This is a genomic window from Actinophytocola sp. (assembly GCF_036378875.1).
GTDB lineage: Bacteria > Actinomycetota > Actinomycetes > Mycobacteriales > Pseudonocardiaceae > Actinophytocola.
In genome coordinates this window covers 1-16,360 of the sequence record NZ_DASUVO010000074.1, presented here as the reverse complement: position 1 = coordinate 16,360, position 16,360 = coordinate 1, and the positions used below count along the sequence as shown (strand labels likewise).

The window sequence follows — 16,360 nt, the reverse complement described above, 5'->3', positions numbered from 1 at the left end:
CTGGTAGGCCGGTTGCGGGGCGGCACGGATGAATGAGCGGCTGGACGACGCCCGCACCGACGTCGCGAAGATCATCGGCGACCAGGCCGGTGAGTGGGACATGGCGGGTCTGATCCCACTGGAGCCGCTGCGGCAGCTGGGTGCCAAGGGACTGCTCTGCGCCGAGGTCGCGGAGTCCGCGGGCGGGCTCGGCTTCTCCAGCCAGGACAACGGGGAGCTGATCGCCCACATCGGCGAGCACTGCGGCTCGGTGCGCAGTGTGGCCACCTGCCAGGGCATGGCCGCGTGGACCGTCCGGCGGTTCGGCGACGCCGGACAGCGTGCGACGTTCCTGCGCAGGCTGACCGGCGGCGAGCTGGCCGCGATGGCGTTCAGCGAGCCGGGCGCCGGCAGCGACCTGTCCGCCATGCGGACCGAGATCGTCGCGGACGGCGACACGGTCGTCGTGTCCGGGCACAAGGTCTGGGTCACCGGCGCCAAGTACGCGGACCTGCTCGTGGTGTTCGGGCGCTTCGGTGTCGGCGCGGCCGCCGTGGTGGTGCCGACCTCGGCGCCCGGTGTGCGGCTGGAGAACGTGCCGGGCGCGCTGGGTTGCCGCGCGGGAGGGCACGCGAACGTGCGGCTCGACGCCGTGCGGGTGCCGGTCGCGAACCTGCTGCGTGGCGCCGGGCAACCGCTGGGATGGCTGGTGACCACGGCCCTGACCTACGGCCGGCTGTCGGTCGCGTGGGGCTGTGTCGGCATCCTGCGCGCCTGTCTGCGCGCGGCCACCACGCATGCCACCTCACGCAAGCAGTTCGGCCAGCTGCTCGCCGACCACCAGATGATCCGGCGGCACATCGCCGAGCTCCTGGTCGCCGAGCAGGTCGCGACCAGGGTGTGCGAACACGCCAGCAGGTGCTGGGATGCCGGCTCCCCGGAGATGGTGACCGCGTCCGTGGTCGCCAAACACGTCGCGGCCGGGCACGCGGCCACCGGCTCGAGCACCGCGGTGCAGGTGCTCGGCTCGGCCGGCGTGCTCGACGGGCACGTGGTCGCGCGTGCCTACCGGGACGCGAAGCTGATGGAGATCATCGAAGGCAGCAACGAGATCAGCCAGCTGATGCTCGCCGACCACGCGCTGGGGACGTCATGAGCATCGGCATCGGCGCCATCCACTGTGTCCTGCCGACGGACCGGACAGCCGTCCGGGAACTGCCGGAGTTCGGCTCACTTTCCCACGAGGAGACCGAGTTCGCCGAGGGATGCGGGATCGCCGGGATCGGCGAGTTCCTGAACCGCACGGCGACCGACCTGGCCGTCCGTGCCTGCCAGGAACTGGCCGAGGCAGACCAGGTCGACCCCGACGTGCTGCTGCTCGTCGGCGCGCGGGCACCCGACGTGCTGCTCGGCTCGGACGTCTGCCGGGTGCAGAAGGAAGCGGACGTGTCCCGCAGCTTCGCGTTCACAGTGGACGGTCTGGGCTGCACCGGTTCCAGCGCGGCGTGGGCACTGGCCCGTGACCTCCTGGTGGCGGATCCCGACCGGCAGAGCGTGCTCATCACACACGGCAGCAGACCGACCGGGATGGACCGGATTCGTTACCCGGTCACGGTGATCGGCGACGGCGCCTACGCCATGACGATCCAGCGCGACGCGCGGCCGGTGCTGCGTGCGCACCGGATGCAGACCGACGGCGACTTCCACGACCTGTTCGGTGTGGACTACAAGCAGGCGCCCTGGTACGAGTGGCGCGAGGAATGCTCCTCGCCCGACCGGTACAGCTTCGAGCTGGCACTGCAGAGCCGGTTGCGGCTGGGCAAGCTGGTCACGCAGGTGCTCGCCGACGCGGGAGTGCGCAAGGACCAGGTCGCCGCGACGATCATGCAGAACGTCACGGCCAGCGCGTACGACTTCTACGAGTCCCTTTTGGACCTGTCCATCCACCCGGTGTGCCGCGACCACCTGCGTGACTACGGGCATCTCGGCGCGATGGACGTCGTGCTCAACCTCGACCGCCTGCTCCGCGGCGGTGAACTACGCACCGGGGATCTGGTCCTGGTGCTCAACAACAGTCCGGTGGCGGCATGGGCGGTGACGTTGTGGGAAGTGTGACGGAAACGGTCAAGTGCCTCGTCTGGGACCTGGACCAGACGCTGTGGCAGGGAATTCTGCTCGAGAACGACGAACCCCAGGTACCCGAGGAGATCCGCGACGTGATCGTGGCGCTGGACGAGCGGGGCATCCTGCAGTCGATCGCCAGCCGCAACGACCACGACCAGGCGTGGGAGTGGCTGGTGAAGCTCGACCTCGCCGAGTACTTCGTGGCACCGCAGATCGGTTGGGGACGCAAGTCCGACTCGGTCCGGCGGATCGCCGACGAGCTGGGGTTCGCCGAGCGGACCATCGCGTTCGTCGACGACCAGCCGGTCGAACGCGCCGAGGTCGCGCGGTTCCTGCCGCAGGTGCGGTGCTATCCGGCCGAGTCGGCCGGCTCGCTGCCGAGCCTGCCCGAGTTCACGCCCGCGGTCGTCACCGAGGACTCCCGCAACCGCAGGAAGATGTACCAGGCCGGCACGCGGCGGGAGACCGCGCGCGCCGAGCACACGGGCGCGGACGACGACTTCCTGCGCTCGCTGGACCTGCGGATGCGGATCAGCCGCGCCACTCCGGGCGAGCTGTCCAGAGTGGAGGAGCTGACCCGGCGCACCAGCCAGATGAACGCCACCGGCGTGCACTACTCGGACGCGCGGCTGCGTGCCCTGCTCACCGACCCCGACCACGAGGTGCTGGTCACCACGCTCACCGACCGGTTCGGCTCGCACGGCGCGGTCGGCGTGATGTTGCTGGCGAAGCACCCGACGATGTGGCACCTCAAGCTGCTCGCCACGTCCTGCCGGGTCGTCGCGTTCGGTGCCGGGGCCGTCCTGCTGAACTGGCTGTCCGACCAGGCGGCGATGGCGGGCACGCACCTGGTGGCCGACTTCCGCAGGACCGACCGCAACCGGATGATGGAGATCGCGTACCGGTTCGCCGGCTTCGCCGGTGACGCGTGCGGCTGCGTGGACGTGATCACCGACGACCCCGGCGCGGACGGCGTGCAGCGCCTGCACCTGGTTCCGGAACGACAGCCGGCGCCGACGACGATGACGGTGCTCGCACCGGACCTGGCCGGCGGTCGGGATGACTGACCGCACGCTGTACGAGTGGTTCCGCCACTCGGCCGACCGGTTTCCCGGTGCGCCGGCGGTGGAACTGGCCGGCGCCGCCGTCACCTACCGGGAGCTGCGCGAACTGGCGGAGACGCTGGCCGGGCGGATCCTGGGCGCGCACGGCCACGCGCCGCGCCGGCTCGCGTTGCTGGCGGACCGGACCGTCCTCGGCTTCGCGGGATATCTCGCGGCCCTGCGGCTCGGCGCGGTGGTGACACCGCTCCACCCGACGTTCCCGGCCGCCCGCAACGCGACCGTGTGCGCGCTGGCCGGCGCGGAACTGGTGCTCGCCGACTCGGCCGCCACCGCGCGGCTGGCCGCCGACCTGCCCGTCACGGCACTGTCACTGTCCGAACTGGACGGTCCGGTGGCGGCGCTGCCGCCGTACCACGGCTCGCTGGACGACGTGGCGTACGTGCTGTTCACCTCGGGTTCCACGGGCCGGCCGAAGGGGGTGCCGATCCGGCACCGCAACCTGTCGCCCTACATCGCGCACAACATCGACCGGTTCGAGGTCGGCCCGGGGTGCCGGATGTCGCACACCTTCGACCTGACGTTCGACCCCTCGGTGTTCGACATGTTCGTGACGTGGGGCGGCGGCGCGACGCTTGTCGTGCCGCAACGGACGGACCTGCTCACCCCGGCCGCCTACATCGCGGGCAACGCGCTGACCCACTGGTTCTCGGTGCCGTCAGTGGTGTCGGTCAGCGCGGAGCTGGGCAACCTGCCGGCCGGTGCGGTCGACTCGTTGCGGTACAGCGTCTTCATCGGTGAGGCGCTGACGATGTCGCAGGCGAGGGCCTGGCACGCGATGGCGCCGGACTCGGTCGTCGAGAACGTGTACGGGCCGACCGAGCTGACGGTCGCGTGCGCGGAGTACCGGCTTCCCCGCGACCCGATGGACTGGCCTCGCACCTCGAACGACACCGTCCCCATCGGACCGATCTATGAGTTCCTCGACTGGCTCGTGCTGGACGAGCACGGCGCGCCGGCCGAGGAGGGCGAGCTGTGCGTCCGTGGCTCGCAACGGTTCGACGGGTACCTCGACGCCGTGGACAACGAAGGCCGGTTCCTGTCCCACGAGGACGGACGGACGAGACCCTACGACGGTTCCTCGGATCTCACGGCGGCGCACTACTACCGCACCGGCGACCGGGTTCGGCTCGAGGCCGGCGAGTGGGTACACCTCGGCCGGCTCGACCACCAGGTCAAGATCCGGGGCTTCCGGGTCGAGCTCGGGGAGATCGAGGCGGCCATGCGTCGGTGCCCCGGCGTCCGGGACGCGATCGTCATCGCGGTCGGGCGGGGCGAGGACGTCGAGCTGGCCGGATTCCACGCCGGCGCCCCCATCAGCTCGTCGGCGCTGATCCGGTGGCTGCGCAAGCAGGTCCCGATCCACATGGTGCCGAGGCGGTTCACCTACCTACCGGAGATCCCGTTGAACCCCAACGGAAAAGCCGACCGCGGCCGCCTGCGCGAGCTGCTCGCGGCCGGGGCCTAGGGGAGTGGGTCCGATGCGACTGCGGGAGCAGCTGATCCCACCGGCAGGGCCGATCAGGGCACTGGTCCGGGCCAACCTCGGGCGCAGCGTCGGCAACGGGATCCTGGTGTCGCTGGTCGTGCTGTTCTTCGTGCGGTCGGTCGGGTTGCCGCCCGGCCAGCTGGGCATCGGGCTGACCATCGCGGCGGCCGTCAAGATCCTCGCCAGCGTGCCGACCGGCCACCTCGTCGACGTCCTGGGGCCGAGGACGAGCGCGGTCGGGTTCGTTTCCCTGCAGGGGTTGCTGGTCACGGGATACACGCTGGCCGACGGCTTCGCCGGGTTCGTCGTCGCGGCGGCGCTGGTGGGCGTGGCCGAGGTCGCCGGCGAGTCGGCCCGTGGTGCGCTGGTCGCGGCCGTGGTCGCCGGCGGTGAGCGGGTCCGGGCAAGGGCGTACCTGCGGGCGGTCAACAACATCGGGATCTCCGCGGGTGCCGTGTTCGGCGGGGTCGCGCTGAGTATCGACTCACGCGCGGGTTACGTCTCCCTGCTCGTCGCGTGTGGACTGCTGTTCGTCGCGAGTGGACTGAGCTACCTCGCGCTTCCGCCGGTCGCGCCGGTCGGCCGCGGTGAGCGGGCCCGGTGGTGGGCGGTGTTGGGGGACCGGCCGTTCGTGGCGGCCAGCGTGATCAACGCCGTCCTGATGATGAACGCCGGCATCCTCACGGTCGCGCTGCCGATCTGGATCGCCGCCAGGACGAACGCGCCCGCATACGTGTACTCGGTGATCCTGGTCGTCAACACCGTGATGGTCGTGGCGTTCCAGGTGAGGATGAGCCGGGGTGCCGAGGACGTCATGGGTGGCGCGAACGCCCTGCGCCGCTGCGGTGTCCTACTGGCGGTGTGTTGCGGCCTGTTCGCGCTCGCGGCGGGCCAACCTGCGTGGCTCGCGGTGGTGTTGCTCGGTGCGGGTGCGCTGGTCCACGTCTTCGGTGAGCTGCTGTACAGCGCCGGTTCGTGGGCTCTGGCCTACGAGTTGGCTCCGGAGCACGCGCACGGCCAGTACCAGGGCATGTTCGGGATGAGCGGCAACATCGGCGCGATGCTGACGCCGGTCGCGGCGACCACGTTGATCGTCGGCGCCGGCTGGCTGGGCTGGCTGGTGTTCGCCGTCGTGTTGCTCGGCGCCGGCACGGCCGCGCCGGCTGTCGGGAAATGGGCGCTGCGTACCAGGCAGGAGCCGGTCGCGGCTTCGAACGGAGGAAAGTCATGACGGACACGTCGATCCGGGAGTGCTACGGGTTCGCGGTCGAGTGCGTCGCCGACGCCGGCGTGCGGGAGGTGGTCGGCCAGTTCTTCGGCGCGCCGGTGGAGGAGCGGCCTACGGCGCCGGTCGCCGCCGCGCCCACGGTACGGCTCACCATCGAGCTGACCGAGGACGCGCCGGGGCCGAAGAAGAACCCGCCGCACACCGTCGAACTGATGGCTGACAACCCGATCGAGATGGACACCGGGGCCAGCCGTGGGACGGTCGACCCGAACAGCTGGTCGATCCACACCGTACTGTCCACACGAGACCTCGACGATCCCGTGCTGTGGGGTCACTGGCTGCTCGAACGGGCGTTCCTCTACCTGGTCTGCCGGTCCCCGCGCCATTACCCCCTACACGCGGGCGCGATCTCCGTGGCCGGCCGGAACGCGGTGGTGTCCGGGCCGACCGGCATGGGCAAGTCCGTGTTCAGCTACTGGGCACACCGCGGCGGCGCCGACCTGGTCTCGGAGGACATCATGGTGCGTCACCTCGACGACGAACCGGGCAGGGTCTGGGGCTACCCGCACGCGGTGTACCTCGACAGCTCGGTGCGCGACCTGTGCCCCGAGCTGGTCGAGGCCGCCACCGTGGACTACAACGCCGGCGCCCGGTTCCGCCTCGGCCTCGCGCACCTGCCCCAGCAACGGCTGCGGTCCGCCGCGAGCATGGACGCGATGGTGTTCCTGGCCCGAGGGGAACGGGCCGCCGTCCGGGAGCTCGACGTGGACGACGCGGTCAAACGCTGCTGGGACGACGTCAGCACCGCGAAGAAGGACATCGCCGTCCTCGACGAGGTGACCGAGGACCTGCGCCGGGAACTGACCGCCGTGCCGATCTGGGAACTGTCGGTGCCGCCGGGCATCGAGGCCGGCTACGACCTGCTGTGTGCCGAGCTCGGCGCGCTCTGAGACCACATGGGGGCAAGGACATGGACTTCAGCCTGTTCTACTTCGCCAACGACAACTGCGGGCTCGAGGCCGACCGGTACGAGCAGCTGCTCGCCGGTGCCCGCTTCGCCGACACCCACGACTTCACCGCCGTGTGGACGCCGGAACGGCACTTCCACCCCTTCGGCGGCATCTACCCGAACCCGGCCGTTACCGGCGCGGCGATCGCCGCGGTGACCGAACGGGTCGCGATCCGCGCCGGCAGTGTCGTCGCGCCACTGCACCACCCGCTGCGGATCGCCGAGGAGTGGTCCGTTGTGGACAACATCTCCGGCGGCAGGGTCGGGATCTCGTTCGCGTCCGGCTGGCACGCGACGGACTTCGCGCTGCGGCCGGAGAACTACGCCGACCGCCGCACCATCGTGATGGACTACGCCGACCAGGTCCGCGGTCTGTGGCGCGGCGAGAGCATGCGGGTGGTCGACGGAGCCGGCAAACCCACTGAGGTCAACGTGTTCCCGCCGCCCGTGCAACGCGAGCTGCCGGTCTGGCTGACCAGCGCGGGCGCGGTCGAGACGTTCCGCAACGCGGGCCGTCTCGGCGCCGGCCTGCTGACGCACCTGCTCGGGCAGGACGTGGACGACCTGGCCACCAAGATCGCGGCGTACCGGGAAGCCGTCGCAGAGCGCCCGGGGAACTGGCCGGGGCACGTGGTGCTGATGCTGCACACCTATCTGGGCGACGACGAGGACGCGGCGCGCGAGGTCGTCCGGGAACCGCTGTCGAACTACTTGCGCAGCTCGGTCAACCTGCTGCTCGGGTCCCAACTGGACGGTCGGCGCAGGCCCGATCCCGCCAAGCTCAAGGACGCCGACCTGGAGTTCCTGGTGGCCCGCTCGTTCGACCGCTACTTCGACGATGGCGGCCTGCTCGGCACCGTCGAGAAGGCCAAGAACGTGGTGCGTCAGGCGGAGAGGATCGGTGTCGACGAGATCGCCTGCCTGATCGACTTCGGTGTGCCGGCGAAGACCGCCCTCGCCGCCCTGGACAACCTTGACCAGCTGCGCCGCCACTTCTGCTGAGAGGACGAGAATGTCGAACAAGAGCGTGACCGCGATCTCCGACGAGTACGTCGCGGACTTCGCCGACCTGGACCCGATCACCGCGAGCTACCTGGGTTTCGCCGAACACGACAACGCCCTGCCGGATTTCTCCCCCGACGGGTACAGGGCACGAGCCGACCTCGCCGCGACCGCGCTGCGTGCCATCGACGCCGCGGAACCGGCGAACGACGCCGAACAACTCGCCAAGGACGTGTTCACCGAACGCGTCGGCCTGGCCGTGGAAATCCACGATGCGGACCTGGAGGTGGCCGCGTACAACGCGATCGAGAACCCGGTGTGGGCGATCCGGCAGTGCTTCGACATGATGCCGACCGACACCACGGAACACTGGGCCGTCATCGCCGAACGACTGGCGAAGGTCCCGGCGGCCGTGGCCGGAGTGCGGGAGTCGCTGGTGAAGGCGCTGTCGAACGGCAGCGCACCGACCCTGCGCCAGGTGAGCAAGATGGCTGGCCAGTGCGAGGTGTGGTCCGGCGCGCTGGACCAGAAACCCTTCTTCACCACCCTCGTCGGACAGTCGCCACTCCCTGGCGTGGCAACACTTGCCGAGGCGGCGACGAAGGCTTACGCCGACTTCGCGTCGTTCCTGCGGGACGAGATCGCCCCGAAGACCCCCGACCGTGACGCGGTGGGACTGGACGCCTATCGCATCTGGTCCCGCAACTTCACCGGCGCCCGGCTCGACCTGGACGAGGCGTACGAGTGGGCGTGGGGCGAGTTCTTCCGGATCGGCGAGGAGATGAGGAAGACGGCGGACCGGATCAGGCCGGGCGCGACCCCGGCGGAGGTGTCCGAGCTGCTGGACGCCGACCCGCGCCACCACGTCCTGGGCCGGGAGACGTTCCGTTCGTACCTGCAGCAGCTGTCCGACAAGGCACTGGCCGACCTCCGGGGCGTGCACTTCGACATCCCGGACGAGCTGATGAAACTGGAGTGCCGACTGGCCCCGCCCGGCGGCAGCATCGGCGGGTACTACGCGGGTCCGTCGGACGACTTCAGCAGACCGGCGGGGATGTGGTGGTCGCTGCCGTCCGACCAGGAGGTGTTCCCGACCTGGCGCGAGGTCTCGGTGCTCTACCACGAGGGCGTGCCGGGCCACCACCTGCACATCGCGACGGCGATGTACCAGAAGGACAAGCTGAACACCTACCAGCGCCTGCTGGGTTTCGTCTCGGCGCACGCCGAGGGCTGGGCCCTGTACGCCGAACGCCTGATGCGTGACCTCGGCTACCTGGACGACGACGCACACGTTCTCGGGATGCTGCTGGAACAGCACCTCAGGGCCGCACGGGTGATCCTGGACATCGGCATGCACCTGCGCCTGACGATCCCCACCGGCACGAACTTCCACGAGGGCGAACGCTGGACCCCCGACCTCGGGCTGAAGTTCCTGAACGAGATGACGATCTCCGACAAGGCCTCCCTGCCGGACGAGATCGACCGCTACCTTGGCTGGGCTGGCCAGGCCCCCGGCTACAAACTGGGCGAACGCGTCTGGCTGACCGCGATCGACGACGCCCGCCGCCGCCACGGCGACGCCTTCGACCTGAAGCACTTCCACGCACACGCCCTGGAGATGGGTTCCATCGGCCTGGACCTGCTCCGCGACCGCCTGGCCAGGTACTGACCCGTTCCCCGACGAACGCGATGAAGGACGCCGTGCTCGCGGTGGGCGTGAGCACGGCGCCCTTCGTCGCCTCGGCCGGGTCGTTACGGGCGGATGAGGACCTTGAGGGCCTGGCGGTCGTTCATCGCGCGGTAGCCGTCGGGGATCTCGTCGAGCCGGTGGGTGCGATCGAACACACGCCCTGGATCGAGGGTGCCACTCAGCACGTCGGGCAGCAGTTCCTCGATGTAGGCGCGGACCGGGGCCGGACCGCCGGTGAGGGTGATGTTGTTGAGGAAGAGGCTCGCGAACCCAATGGGGGCCTCCTCGTACTGGGGCAGACCGACGCGGCTGATCACGCCACCGGCACGGACCACGCCGACGGCCATGTCGTAGGCGTCGCGGTACCCGACGGCCTCGAGCACCGCGTTGACCCCGCCGCCGGTCAGGTCCAGAAGCTTCTCGATGCCGTCGGCACCGCGCTCGGCGACGACGTCGGTTGCGCCGAACTCGCGGCCGAGGTCGGTGCGGTCCGGGTTGCGTCCCATGAGGACGATCCGTTCGGCGCCGAGCCGCTTGGCGGCCAGTACGGCGGACAGGCCGACCGCCCCGTCGCCGATCACCGCGACGGTCGTGCGTGAGTTCACCCCGGCGCGGACGGCGGCGTGGTGTCCGGTGAGGAACACGTCGGCCAGCGTCAGCAGGGACGGCAGCAACGGCGAGTCGGCCGCGGTGCTGTCGGGGATCTTGACGAGGGTCCCGTCGGCCAGCGGGACGCGGACGGCCTCGGCCTGGGCGCCGCAGGCGTCGCCCAACGCGAAGATTCCACCGTGGACGCAGGAGGTCTGCAGGCCCCGCTGGCAGAACTCGCAGGTGCCGTCGGAGTAGGCGAACGGCGCGATCACGACGTCACCGTGGCGCAGTGTGGCGACGTCCGATCCGATGTCCTCGACGACGCCGAGGAACTCGTGACCCATCGGCACGCCCTCCGGCGAGGCGGGCATGGACCGGTAGGGGTGCAGGTCGGTGCCGCAGACGCTGGAGCGCAGCACTCGCACCACGGCGTCGGAGGGCTCGTGTAGTTCCGGGTCGGGGACGGTCTCCACCCGCACGTCCCCGGCACCGTAGATCAACGTTGCCCGCATGAGCGTCCTTTCCTGGCACTACATTCGATCTCGGTTCACGCCGGACGTGACCGGAGAGTCACGGCTCGCGGCGTCGCGGATGACCTCGAGGGCGTCGTCGACGTGCTCGGCGCGGGAGCGGTGGCTGAGTACGCACATACGCAGCACGTGCTGCCCGCGCACGCTGGTGCTGGACAGCAGCGCTTGTCCGGAGGCGTGGATCTGTTCGAGAAGGCGGTGCGTGGCGGTGTTGCCGGCCACGTCCCGGAAGGTCACGGTGGACAGTTCGGGTCGCCATGGGACGTGCACGCCCTTCATCCGGCGCAGTTCGTCATGGGCGTGCGCGGCGAGGTCGAGCTTCTCGTCCAGCGCGGCACGAAACGCCGCGACACCGTGGAGGTGGAGCGGCAACCACAGTCGCAGCCCACGGAACTCGCGGGTCAGCTCGATACCGAGATCGGCGAAGTTCGGCAGCATGGCGGCGGCGCCGACGTCCCGCAGGTACGGTGCGTCTTCGGCGAACGCGGCTCGCAACACCCCGGGATCTCGTACCAGCAGCACCCCGGTGCCGTGCGGCAGGAACAGCCCCTTGTGTGGGTCCAACGCGATCGAGTCGGCGGCCTCGATGCCGATCAGGCGATCGCGCCCCCGCTGGGTGAGCTGGAAGAACCCGCCATAGGCCGCGTCCACGTGGAGCCACAGGTCCTCCCTGCGTGCCAGCGCGGCGAGGTGGAGCAGCGGGTCGACGGTGCCTGTGCTGGTTGTTCCGGCGGTGCCGACCAGCAGAAAGGGACGGAGCCCGGCCGCCCGGTCGGCCGCGATCTGACGGGTGGCCGCGGCCACGTCCATCCGGAGGTCCGCCGTGTCGGGCACGATCCGCAACCGGTCCGGGCGGAAACCGGCGATCCGGGCGGCCTTGGCCACGCTGTGGTGGGTGTGTTCGGTGACGTAGATGGTGCCGTTCCCGAAGTCCTCCCCGAGCCGGTGATGGCGGACCGCGGCCACCACGCACAGGGTCGCCATCGACGCGCCGGTCGTCACCAGCCCGCCGGCGCCGGCCGGCTGTCCGAACTCCGTGCAGAGCCAGCGCAGCACGCCCTGCTCCATGGCCACGAGTCCCGGCGCCGGCGTGGCCAGGGCGGTCTGTCTGTTGACCAAGCGGGCCAGCAACTCCGCGATCGCCGAGGACACCAGGCCGCCGCCGGGAATATAGGCGAAATGCCGTGGCCCGGCGGTCTCCATCCCGTAGCGGGCGGCGTCGCCGAACGTGTCCAGCAGCACGTCGAACCGGCCCGGTTCCTCTTTCGGCGGCATGGCGAATCGCCCCACCATGTCAACGGGAAGGTCAGGACCGATCGCCGGCGCGTCCTCCAGCCCGTCCAGGAAAGACGTGATGTACCGCCCGGCGGCATCGACCCACTCGGCGACGGTCTGCGAGTCGGTCTCGAGGGCGCCGACGTCGGCACCGGTGGCAACTCCGTCCAACCTCAAAACACCACTCGTTTCTCAACGATGTACAGATGGGTATGCGGACCGTCACTCCGAGTATTGCCTGATCGTTATCCCACAGTGCACGGCAGATCGGAAAGTTCCGGATGTCGTAACATGAATAGCGCATTAGGCGGAATCTTGCCTACGTTGATCATATTAAGCTTCGTGATGACGGAATAAATGCGTCAAATCCTGTTGGTTGCATTCGCGTACGGAATAACGGAAACAATTTCGTGTTTCAGTTTCGCGGCACGTCCGTGGACATTTCCACCGCCGGCCACCAGCGCTGCTTGCCGGCGCGGTGGGGGCGTACGGCGGGTGACGTGCGGTTAGAATCGCGGCTCGATGCACAGCGGTCCACTGTCGAGACGAGGACCTGAGCAGGGGGCGGCGCGTGGTGTGGCAGTTCGGCCATTACCGGATGGAAGGGTTGATCGCCCGCGGTGGCATGGGTGAGGTCCACCGCGCCTACGACACCCAGCACGACCGGGTGGTCGCCATCAAGATCCTCGGGGCGCACACGGCCGCCGATCACGACTACCGGCAGCGGTTCGTTCGGGAAGCGAAGGCCGCGGCGCGGTTGCGTGAACCGCACGTCATCCCGATCCACGCGTACGGAGAGATCGACGGCCGCCTCTACCTGGACATGCGCCTGGTCGAAGGCGACGACCTGAGCGCGACGCTGGCCACCCACGGTCCGATGAGCCCGGCCGCGGCGGTCGACGTGGTCGGCCAGATCGCCAGTGCGCTCGACGCGGCCCACGCCGAGGGGCTCGTGCACCGGGACATCAAACCGTCGAACGTGCTCCTCGCCGCCGGTGGTTTCGCGTACCTCGTCGACTTCGGCATCGCCCGTTCGATGGCCGCGCACGCCGACATCACGGGGACGGGCGTGCCCATCGGCACGGTCGCCTACATGGCACCGGAACGCTTCACCCCCGACGGCCGGGTGGACCACCGGGTGGACGTCTACTCGCTCGCGTGCGTGCTGTTCCAGTGTCTCACCGGGGCCCAGCCCTTCTCGGGTGGGAACATGCTCGCTCTCATGCACGCACATCTCCACAAGGTGCCGCCGGCGGCGACCGCTCTCCGGCCGGACCTGGCACCCGCCTTCGACGACATCATCGCCACCGGGATGGCGAAGCGTCCCGAGGACCGTTTCGAGAGTGCGGGAGCGCTGGCGGCCGCGGCCAGACAAGCACTGAGCCAGCCGGCGCCCTCGTCTCCGGCGACCTTGCCGGCGCCGCGCCCGCGATCCACACCGGTGACGCGGCCGACCCCGTCACGCAGAGGCCTGTGGTGGCTCGCCGGCACCGCGGCGGTCGTCGCCGTGGCCGGGCTCGTCGTAGCGGCGATGCTGAACTGGCCGTTGGGCTCGCCCGACGACAAGGCGGCCAACCCGCCGACCACGCCGACCACCACCGCGACCACCGTGACCACGCCGACCGGCCCGCCCACGACCCAGACCTCGGCCGCGGACCTGTCGGTTTCGGTTCCCATCAGCACGCCAGCCTGCGACGGCGGGTACATCGTCATCGTCGGTTCCGCCATCGACCCGAACAATTACCAGCGCACCGTCCAGGCCTTCCTCGACGCGAACCCCGGCGCGCGCTATCTCCACACACCCTCGACCGGGTGCAGCTCACTGCAGCAACAGGTCGATGGTGTCGACGTCTACGCCGTCTACTACGGACCGTTCGTCCGCAAGAACAGAGCATGCGAAATGCGGAACGACATCGGCGGCGACACGTTCATCCGGCGCCTCGACAACACGTCGACACCCGCCAAGGGGGTCAGCTGCGGCTGAGCCAACGAGAACGTGGTTCACCCGCAGGGCCCTGTCACCGCCGGGAAGCTCACTCACGGTCAGAACGTCGTCCAGAGACCAGCTGACTCGATGGACACCCATGTCACGACCACTGGTCCAGTAGAACTAGAACACGTTACAGTTATGGCCAGCTGGTGGTGGATCGAGGAGCGGGAATGGCCAAGAAGGTGTCACAGAGCAGTGAGGCCGACTACGTGGTGGTCGGGTCGGGCAGTTCGGGAGCCGCGATCGCGGGCCGGCTGGCCGAGTCGGGCGCGAGTGTGATCGTGCTCGAGGCCGGCAAGACGGACGAGCAGCTGCTGGTCACGAAGCCTGGGATGATCGGCCCGATGCACTCCGTGCCCCAGCTGAAGAAGCTCGTCGACTGGGGCTACTACTCGGTGCCGCAGAAACACCTCCTCAACCGTGAGATGCCGGTGCCACGAGGCAAGGTGGTCGGTGGGTCCAGCTCCGTGAACGGAATGGTCTACGTCCGGGGCAACCGCGCCAACTTCGACTCCTGGGCCGCCGAGGGCAACGTGGGCTGGGACGCCGACAGCGTGAACGCCGTGTACAAGCGCCTGGAGGACTTCGAGGACGGGGAGAACGCGTACCGCGGCGCGGGCGGACCGATCCAGGTCACTCGTGTCAAGGCCCCGCAGGAGGGTTCACTGCAGTTCCTCCAGGCCACCGCCGACACGATCGGCTGCAAGATCCTCGACGACTACAACGCCGAGTCGCAGGAGGGCGTCAGCCGGATGCAGCAGAACGCCGCAGGCGGCCTGCGCTACAGCGCCTCGCGCGGCTACATCCACCACCTCGCGTCCCCGACACTGGAGCTGCAGCCCCAGGTGCTGGTGACCAAAGTGGTCATCGAGAACGGCCGTGCGATCGGCGTCGAGGTCACCGACCGGGACGGCACCCGGCGAACCGTCCGCGCCGGCAAGGAGGTCATCCTCTCGGCGGGGTTCGTCGGATCCGCGCAGCTGCTCATGCTCTCCGGAGTCGGCCACGCCGCGCACCTCAAAGACCACGGCATCGACGTGGTCGCGGACCTGCCGGTCGGCGACAACCTGCACGACCACATGTTCCACGCGCTGACCTTCCAGGCGTCGTCGAGCAAGCTCAAGGGCACGGCGCCGTACTTCGCGCGGGGCCTGGCCAAGGAGCTGATCAAGCCCGGCACCACCTTCATGGCGAACTCGGTCTTCGAGGCGGTCGCGTTCCTGCGGACCTCACAGGCCGACGCGGTGCCCGATCTGCAGCTGCATCTCCTGCCCTGGGCGTACGTGTCGCCCAACCAGGACCAACCGATCCGGCACAAGGTCGACAAGCGCACCTCGCTCACCGTGCTGGCGACGCTGATCTACCCGAAGAGCCGAGGCACACTGCGGCTCGCCTCGGCCGCCCCGACGGCGGCACCGCTCATCGACTTCCAGTACCTGGCCGACCCCGCTGATCTCGAGGTCCTCGCCGAGGGCTCGGAGCTGGTGCGCGAGATCTTCGCGGCACCGGCGTTCAAGGGGTCCGTCAAGGGGGAGACCCACCCTGGCGAGCAGCTACGCGGCCAGGAGCTGCGCGACGCGATCCTCAACCGCGCCACGTCGGTGTACCACGGCGTCGGCACCTGCCGGATGGGCGTCGACGAGCTCGCGGTCGTCGGACCCGACCTCAAGGTCCGCGGCGTCGAAGGGCTGCGGGTCTGCGACGCCTCGATCATGCCGTCGATCACCGGCGGCAACACGAACGCGCCCTGCATCATGATCGGTGAGATGGGCGCGCAACTCGTCCTCTCGGACAAGTAGGGGTAACCATGACCGTCGCTCCTGTCCAGCTCACTCGCCCCGCTTCGGTGACCGACTTGTTCCTGCGGGAACTCGTCGACAGGGTGCCGGGTTCGTCCGGTTCGACCTGGAAGCTCACCGAGGTCTACACCGGCGAGGTCCTCGTCGAGCTGCCGCAGTCGACGCCGACCGACATCGAGGCGGCGTACGCCACCGCCCGCGTGGCGCAGAAGCAGTGGGCCGCCACCCCGCTCAAGCAGCGGCTGGAGGTGTTCAAGCGAGCCCACACGATCTTCGTCGACAACGCGCGGACCACCACCGATCTCATCCAGGCCGAGAGCGGTAAGAACCGGCGGATGGCGATCGAGGAGACCTGCGACCCGGTGATGGTGATGAGCCACTACCTCAAGCGGGCGCCCAAGCTCCTCAAACCGGTCAAGCGCGGCGGCCCGGTCCCGATGCTGTCGACCTCGACCGAGATCCGCCAGCCCAAGGGGATCATCGGGATCATCGCGCCCTGGAACTTCCCGTTCGCGACCGGCATCTCGGACTCC

The 16,360-nt window shown here is 69.5% G+C and carries 13 protein-coding genes; 11 read left to right on the top strand and 2 right to left on the bottom strand.

The window, feature by feature from the left end:
- The first annotated feature begins 28 nt into the window (after positions 1-28).
- From VF106_RS21340 to VF106_RS21305, 8 genes are read left to right on the top strand one after another with little or no spacing between them, the layout of a single operon-like run.
- Positions 29-1,135, top strand: a complete 1,107-nt coding sequence (locus VF106_RS21340; RefSeq protein WP_330841538.1) for an acyl-CoA dehydrogenase family protein — start codon at positions 29-31, stop codon at positions 1,133-1,135.
- Entirely contained in the window at positions 1,132-2,094 is a 963-nt protein-coding gene (locus VF106_RS21335; RefSeq protein WP_330841537.1) for a 3-oxoacyl-[acyl-carrier-protein] synthase III C-terminal domain-containing protein, read from the top strand. The genes VF106_RS21340 and VF106_RS21335 overlap by 4 nt, the downstream gene beginning before the upstream one ends.
- The gene (locus VF106_RS21330) at positions 2,067-3,170 is read left to right on the top strand and encodes an HAD-IIIC family phosphatase (protein ID WP_330841536.1); all 1,104 of its coding nucleotides are present in this window, start codon (positions 2,067-2,069) and stop codon (positions 3,168-3,170) included. The genes VF106_RS21335 and VF106_RS21330 overlap by 28 nt, the downstream gene beginning before the upstream one ends.
- Complete coding sequence (locus VF106_RS21325; protein ID WP_330841535.1) at positions 3,163-4,692, top strand: AMP-binding protein; 1,530 nt, start codon at positions 3,163-3,165, stop codon at positions 4,690-4,692. The genes VF106_RS21330 and VF106_RS21325 overlap by 8 nt, the downstream gene beginning before the upstream one ends.
- Positions 4,693-4,705: 13 nt before the next feature.
- Complete coding sequence (locus VF106_RS21320; RefSeq protein ID WP_330841534.1) at positions 4,706-5,944, top strand: MFS transporter; 1,239 nt, start codon at positions 4,706-4,708, stop codon at positions 5,942-5,944.
- Positions 5,941-6,891, top strand: a complete 951-nt coding sequence (locus tag VF106_RS21315) for a hypothetical protein (protein WP_330841533.1) — start codon at positions 5,941-5,943, stop codon at positions 6,889-6,891. The genes VF106_RS21320 and VF106_RS21315 overlap by 4 nt, the downstream gene beginning before the upstream one ends.
- Before the next feature lie 20 nt (positions 6,892-6,911).
- The gene (locus VF106_RS21310) at positions 6,912-7,952 is read left to right on the top strand and encodes a MupA/Atu3671 family FMN-dependent luciferase-like monooxygenase (RefSeq protein WP_330841532.1); all 1,041 of its coding nucleotides are present in this window, start codon (positions 6,912-6,914) and stop codon (positions 7,950-7,952) included.
- A 10-nt stretch (positions 7,953-7,962) separates the two neighbouring features.
- Entirely contained in the window at positions 7,963-9,621 is a 1,659-nt protein-coding gene (locus tag VF106_RS21305; protein WP_330841531.1) for a DUF885 domain-containing protein, read from the top strand.
- 83 nt (positions 9,622-9,704) lie between these two features.
- Here VF106_RS21305 and VF106_RS21300 read toward each other — a convergent pair whose 3' ends face one another.
- A complete protein-coding gene (locus VF106_RS21300) occupies positions 9,705-10,745 on the bottom strand; it encodes a zinc-binding dehydrogenase (protein ID WP_330841530.1) in 1,041 nt (346 codons plus the stop codon).
- 18 nt (positions 10,746-10,763) lie between these two features.
- Positions 10,764-12,209: a pyridoxal phosphate-dependent decarboxylase family protein gene (locus VF106_RS21295; protein ID WP_330841529.1), complete on the bottom strand. Its 1,446-nt coding sequence runs from the start codon at positions 12,207-12,209 to the stop codon at positions 10,764-10,766.
- A 400-nt stretch (positions 12,210-12,609) separates the two neighbouring features.
- On the opposite strand from VF106_RS21295, the gene VF106_RS21290 reads away from it, so the two are divergent.
- The 3 genes from VF106_RS21290 to VF106_RS21280 all read left to right on the top strand — a co-directional run.
- The gene (locus tag VF106_RS21290) at positions 12,610-14,022 is read left to right on the top strand and encodes a serine/threonine-protein kinase (RefSeq protein WP_330841528.1); all 1,413 of its coding nucleotides are present in this window, start codon (positions 12,610-12,612) and stop codon (positions 14,020-14,022) included.
- 176 nt (positions 14,023-14,198) lie between these two features.
- Positions 14,199-15,827 carry a GMC family oxidoreductase gene (locus tag VF106_RS21285; protein WP_330841527.1) on the top strand — a complete coding sequence of 543 codons (1,629 nt, stop codon included), beginning with the start codon at positions 14,199-14,201 and terminating at the stop codon, positions 15,825-15,827.
- Positions 15,828-15,835: 8 nt separating this feature from the next.
- A partial coding sequence (locus VF106_RS21280; protein WP_330841526.1) for an aldehyde dehydrogenase family protein occupies positions 15,836-16,360 on the top strand: 525 nt, incomplete at its 3' end.

Bases quoted from the DNA above. Each gene is read 5' to 3' on its own strand.
- VF106_RS21340 (WP_330841538.1), top strand. From the start codon at position 29: ATGAATGAGCGGCTGGACGACGCCCGCACCGACGTCGCGAAGATCATC.
- VF106_RS21335 (WP_330841537.1), top strand. From the start codon at position 1,132: ATGAGCATCGGCATCGGCGCCATCCACTGTGTCCTGCCGACGGACCGG.
- VF106_RS21330 (WP_330841536.1), top strand. From the start codon at position 2,067: ATGGGCGGTGACGTTGTGGGAAGTGTGACGGAAACGGTCAAGTGCCTC.
- VF106_RS21325 (WP_330841535.1), top strand. From the start codon at position 3,163: ATGACTGACCGCACGCTGTACGAGTGGTTCCGCCACTCGGCCGACCGG.
- VF106_RS21320 (WP_330841534.1), top strand. From the start codon at position 4,706: ATGCGACTGCGGGAGCAGCTGATCCCACCGGCAGGGCCGATCAGGGCA.
- VF106_RS21315 (WP_330841533.1), top strand. From the start codon at position 5,941: ATGACGGACACGTCGATCCGGGAGTGCTACGGGTTCGCGGTCGAGTGC.
- VF106_RS21310 (WP_330841532.1), top strand. From the start codon at position 6,912: ATGGACTTCAGCCTGTTCTACTTCGCCAACGACAACTGCGGGCTCGAG.
- VF106_RS21305 (WP_330841531.1), top strand. From the start codon at position 7,963: ATGTCGAACAAGAGCGTGACCGCGATCTCCGACGAGTACGTCGCGGAC.
- VF106_RS21300 (WP_330841530.1), bottom strand. From the start codon at position 10,745: ATGCGGGCAACGTTGATCTACGGTGCCGGGGACGTGCGGGTGGAGACC.
- VF106_RS21285 (WP_330841527.1), top strand. From the start codon at position 14,199: ATGGCCAAGAAGGTGTCACAGAGCAGTGAGGCCGACTACGTGGTGGTC.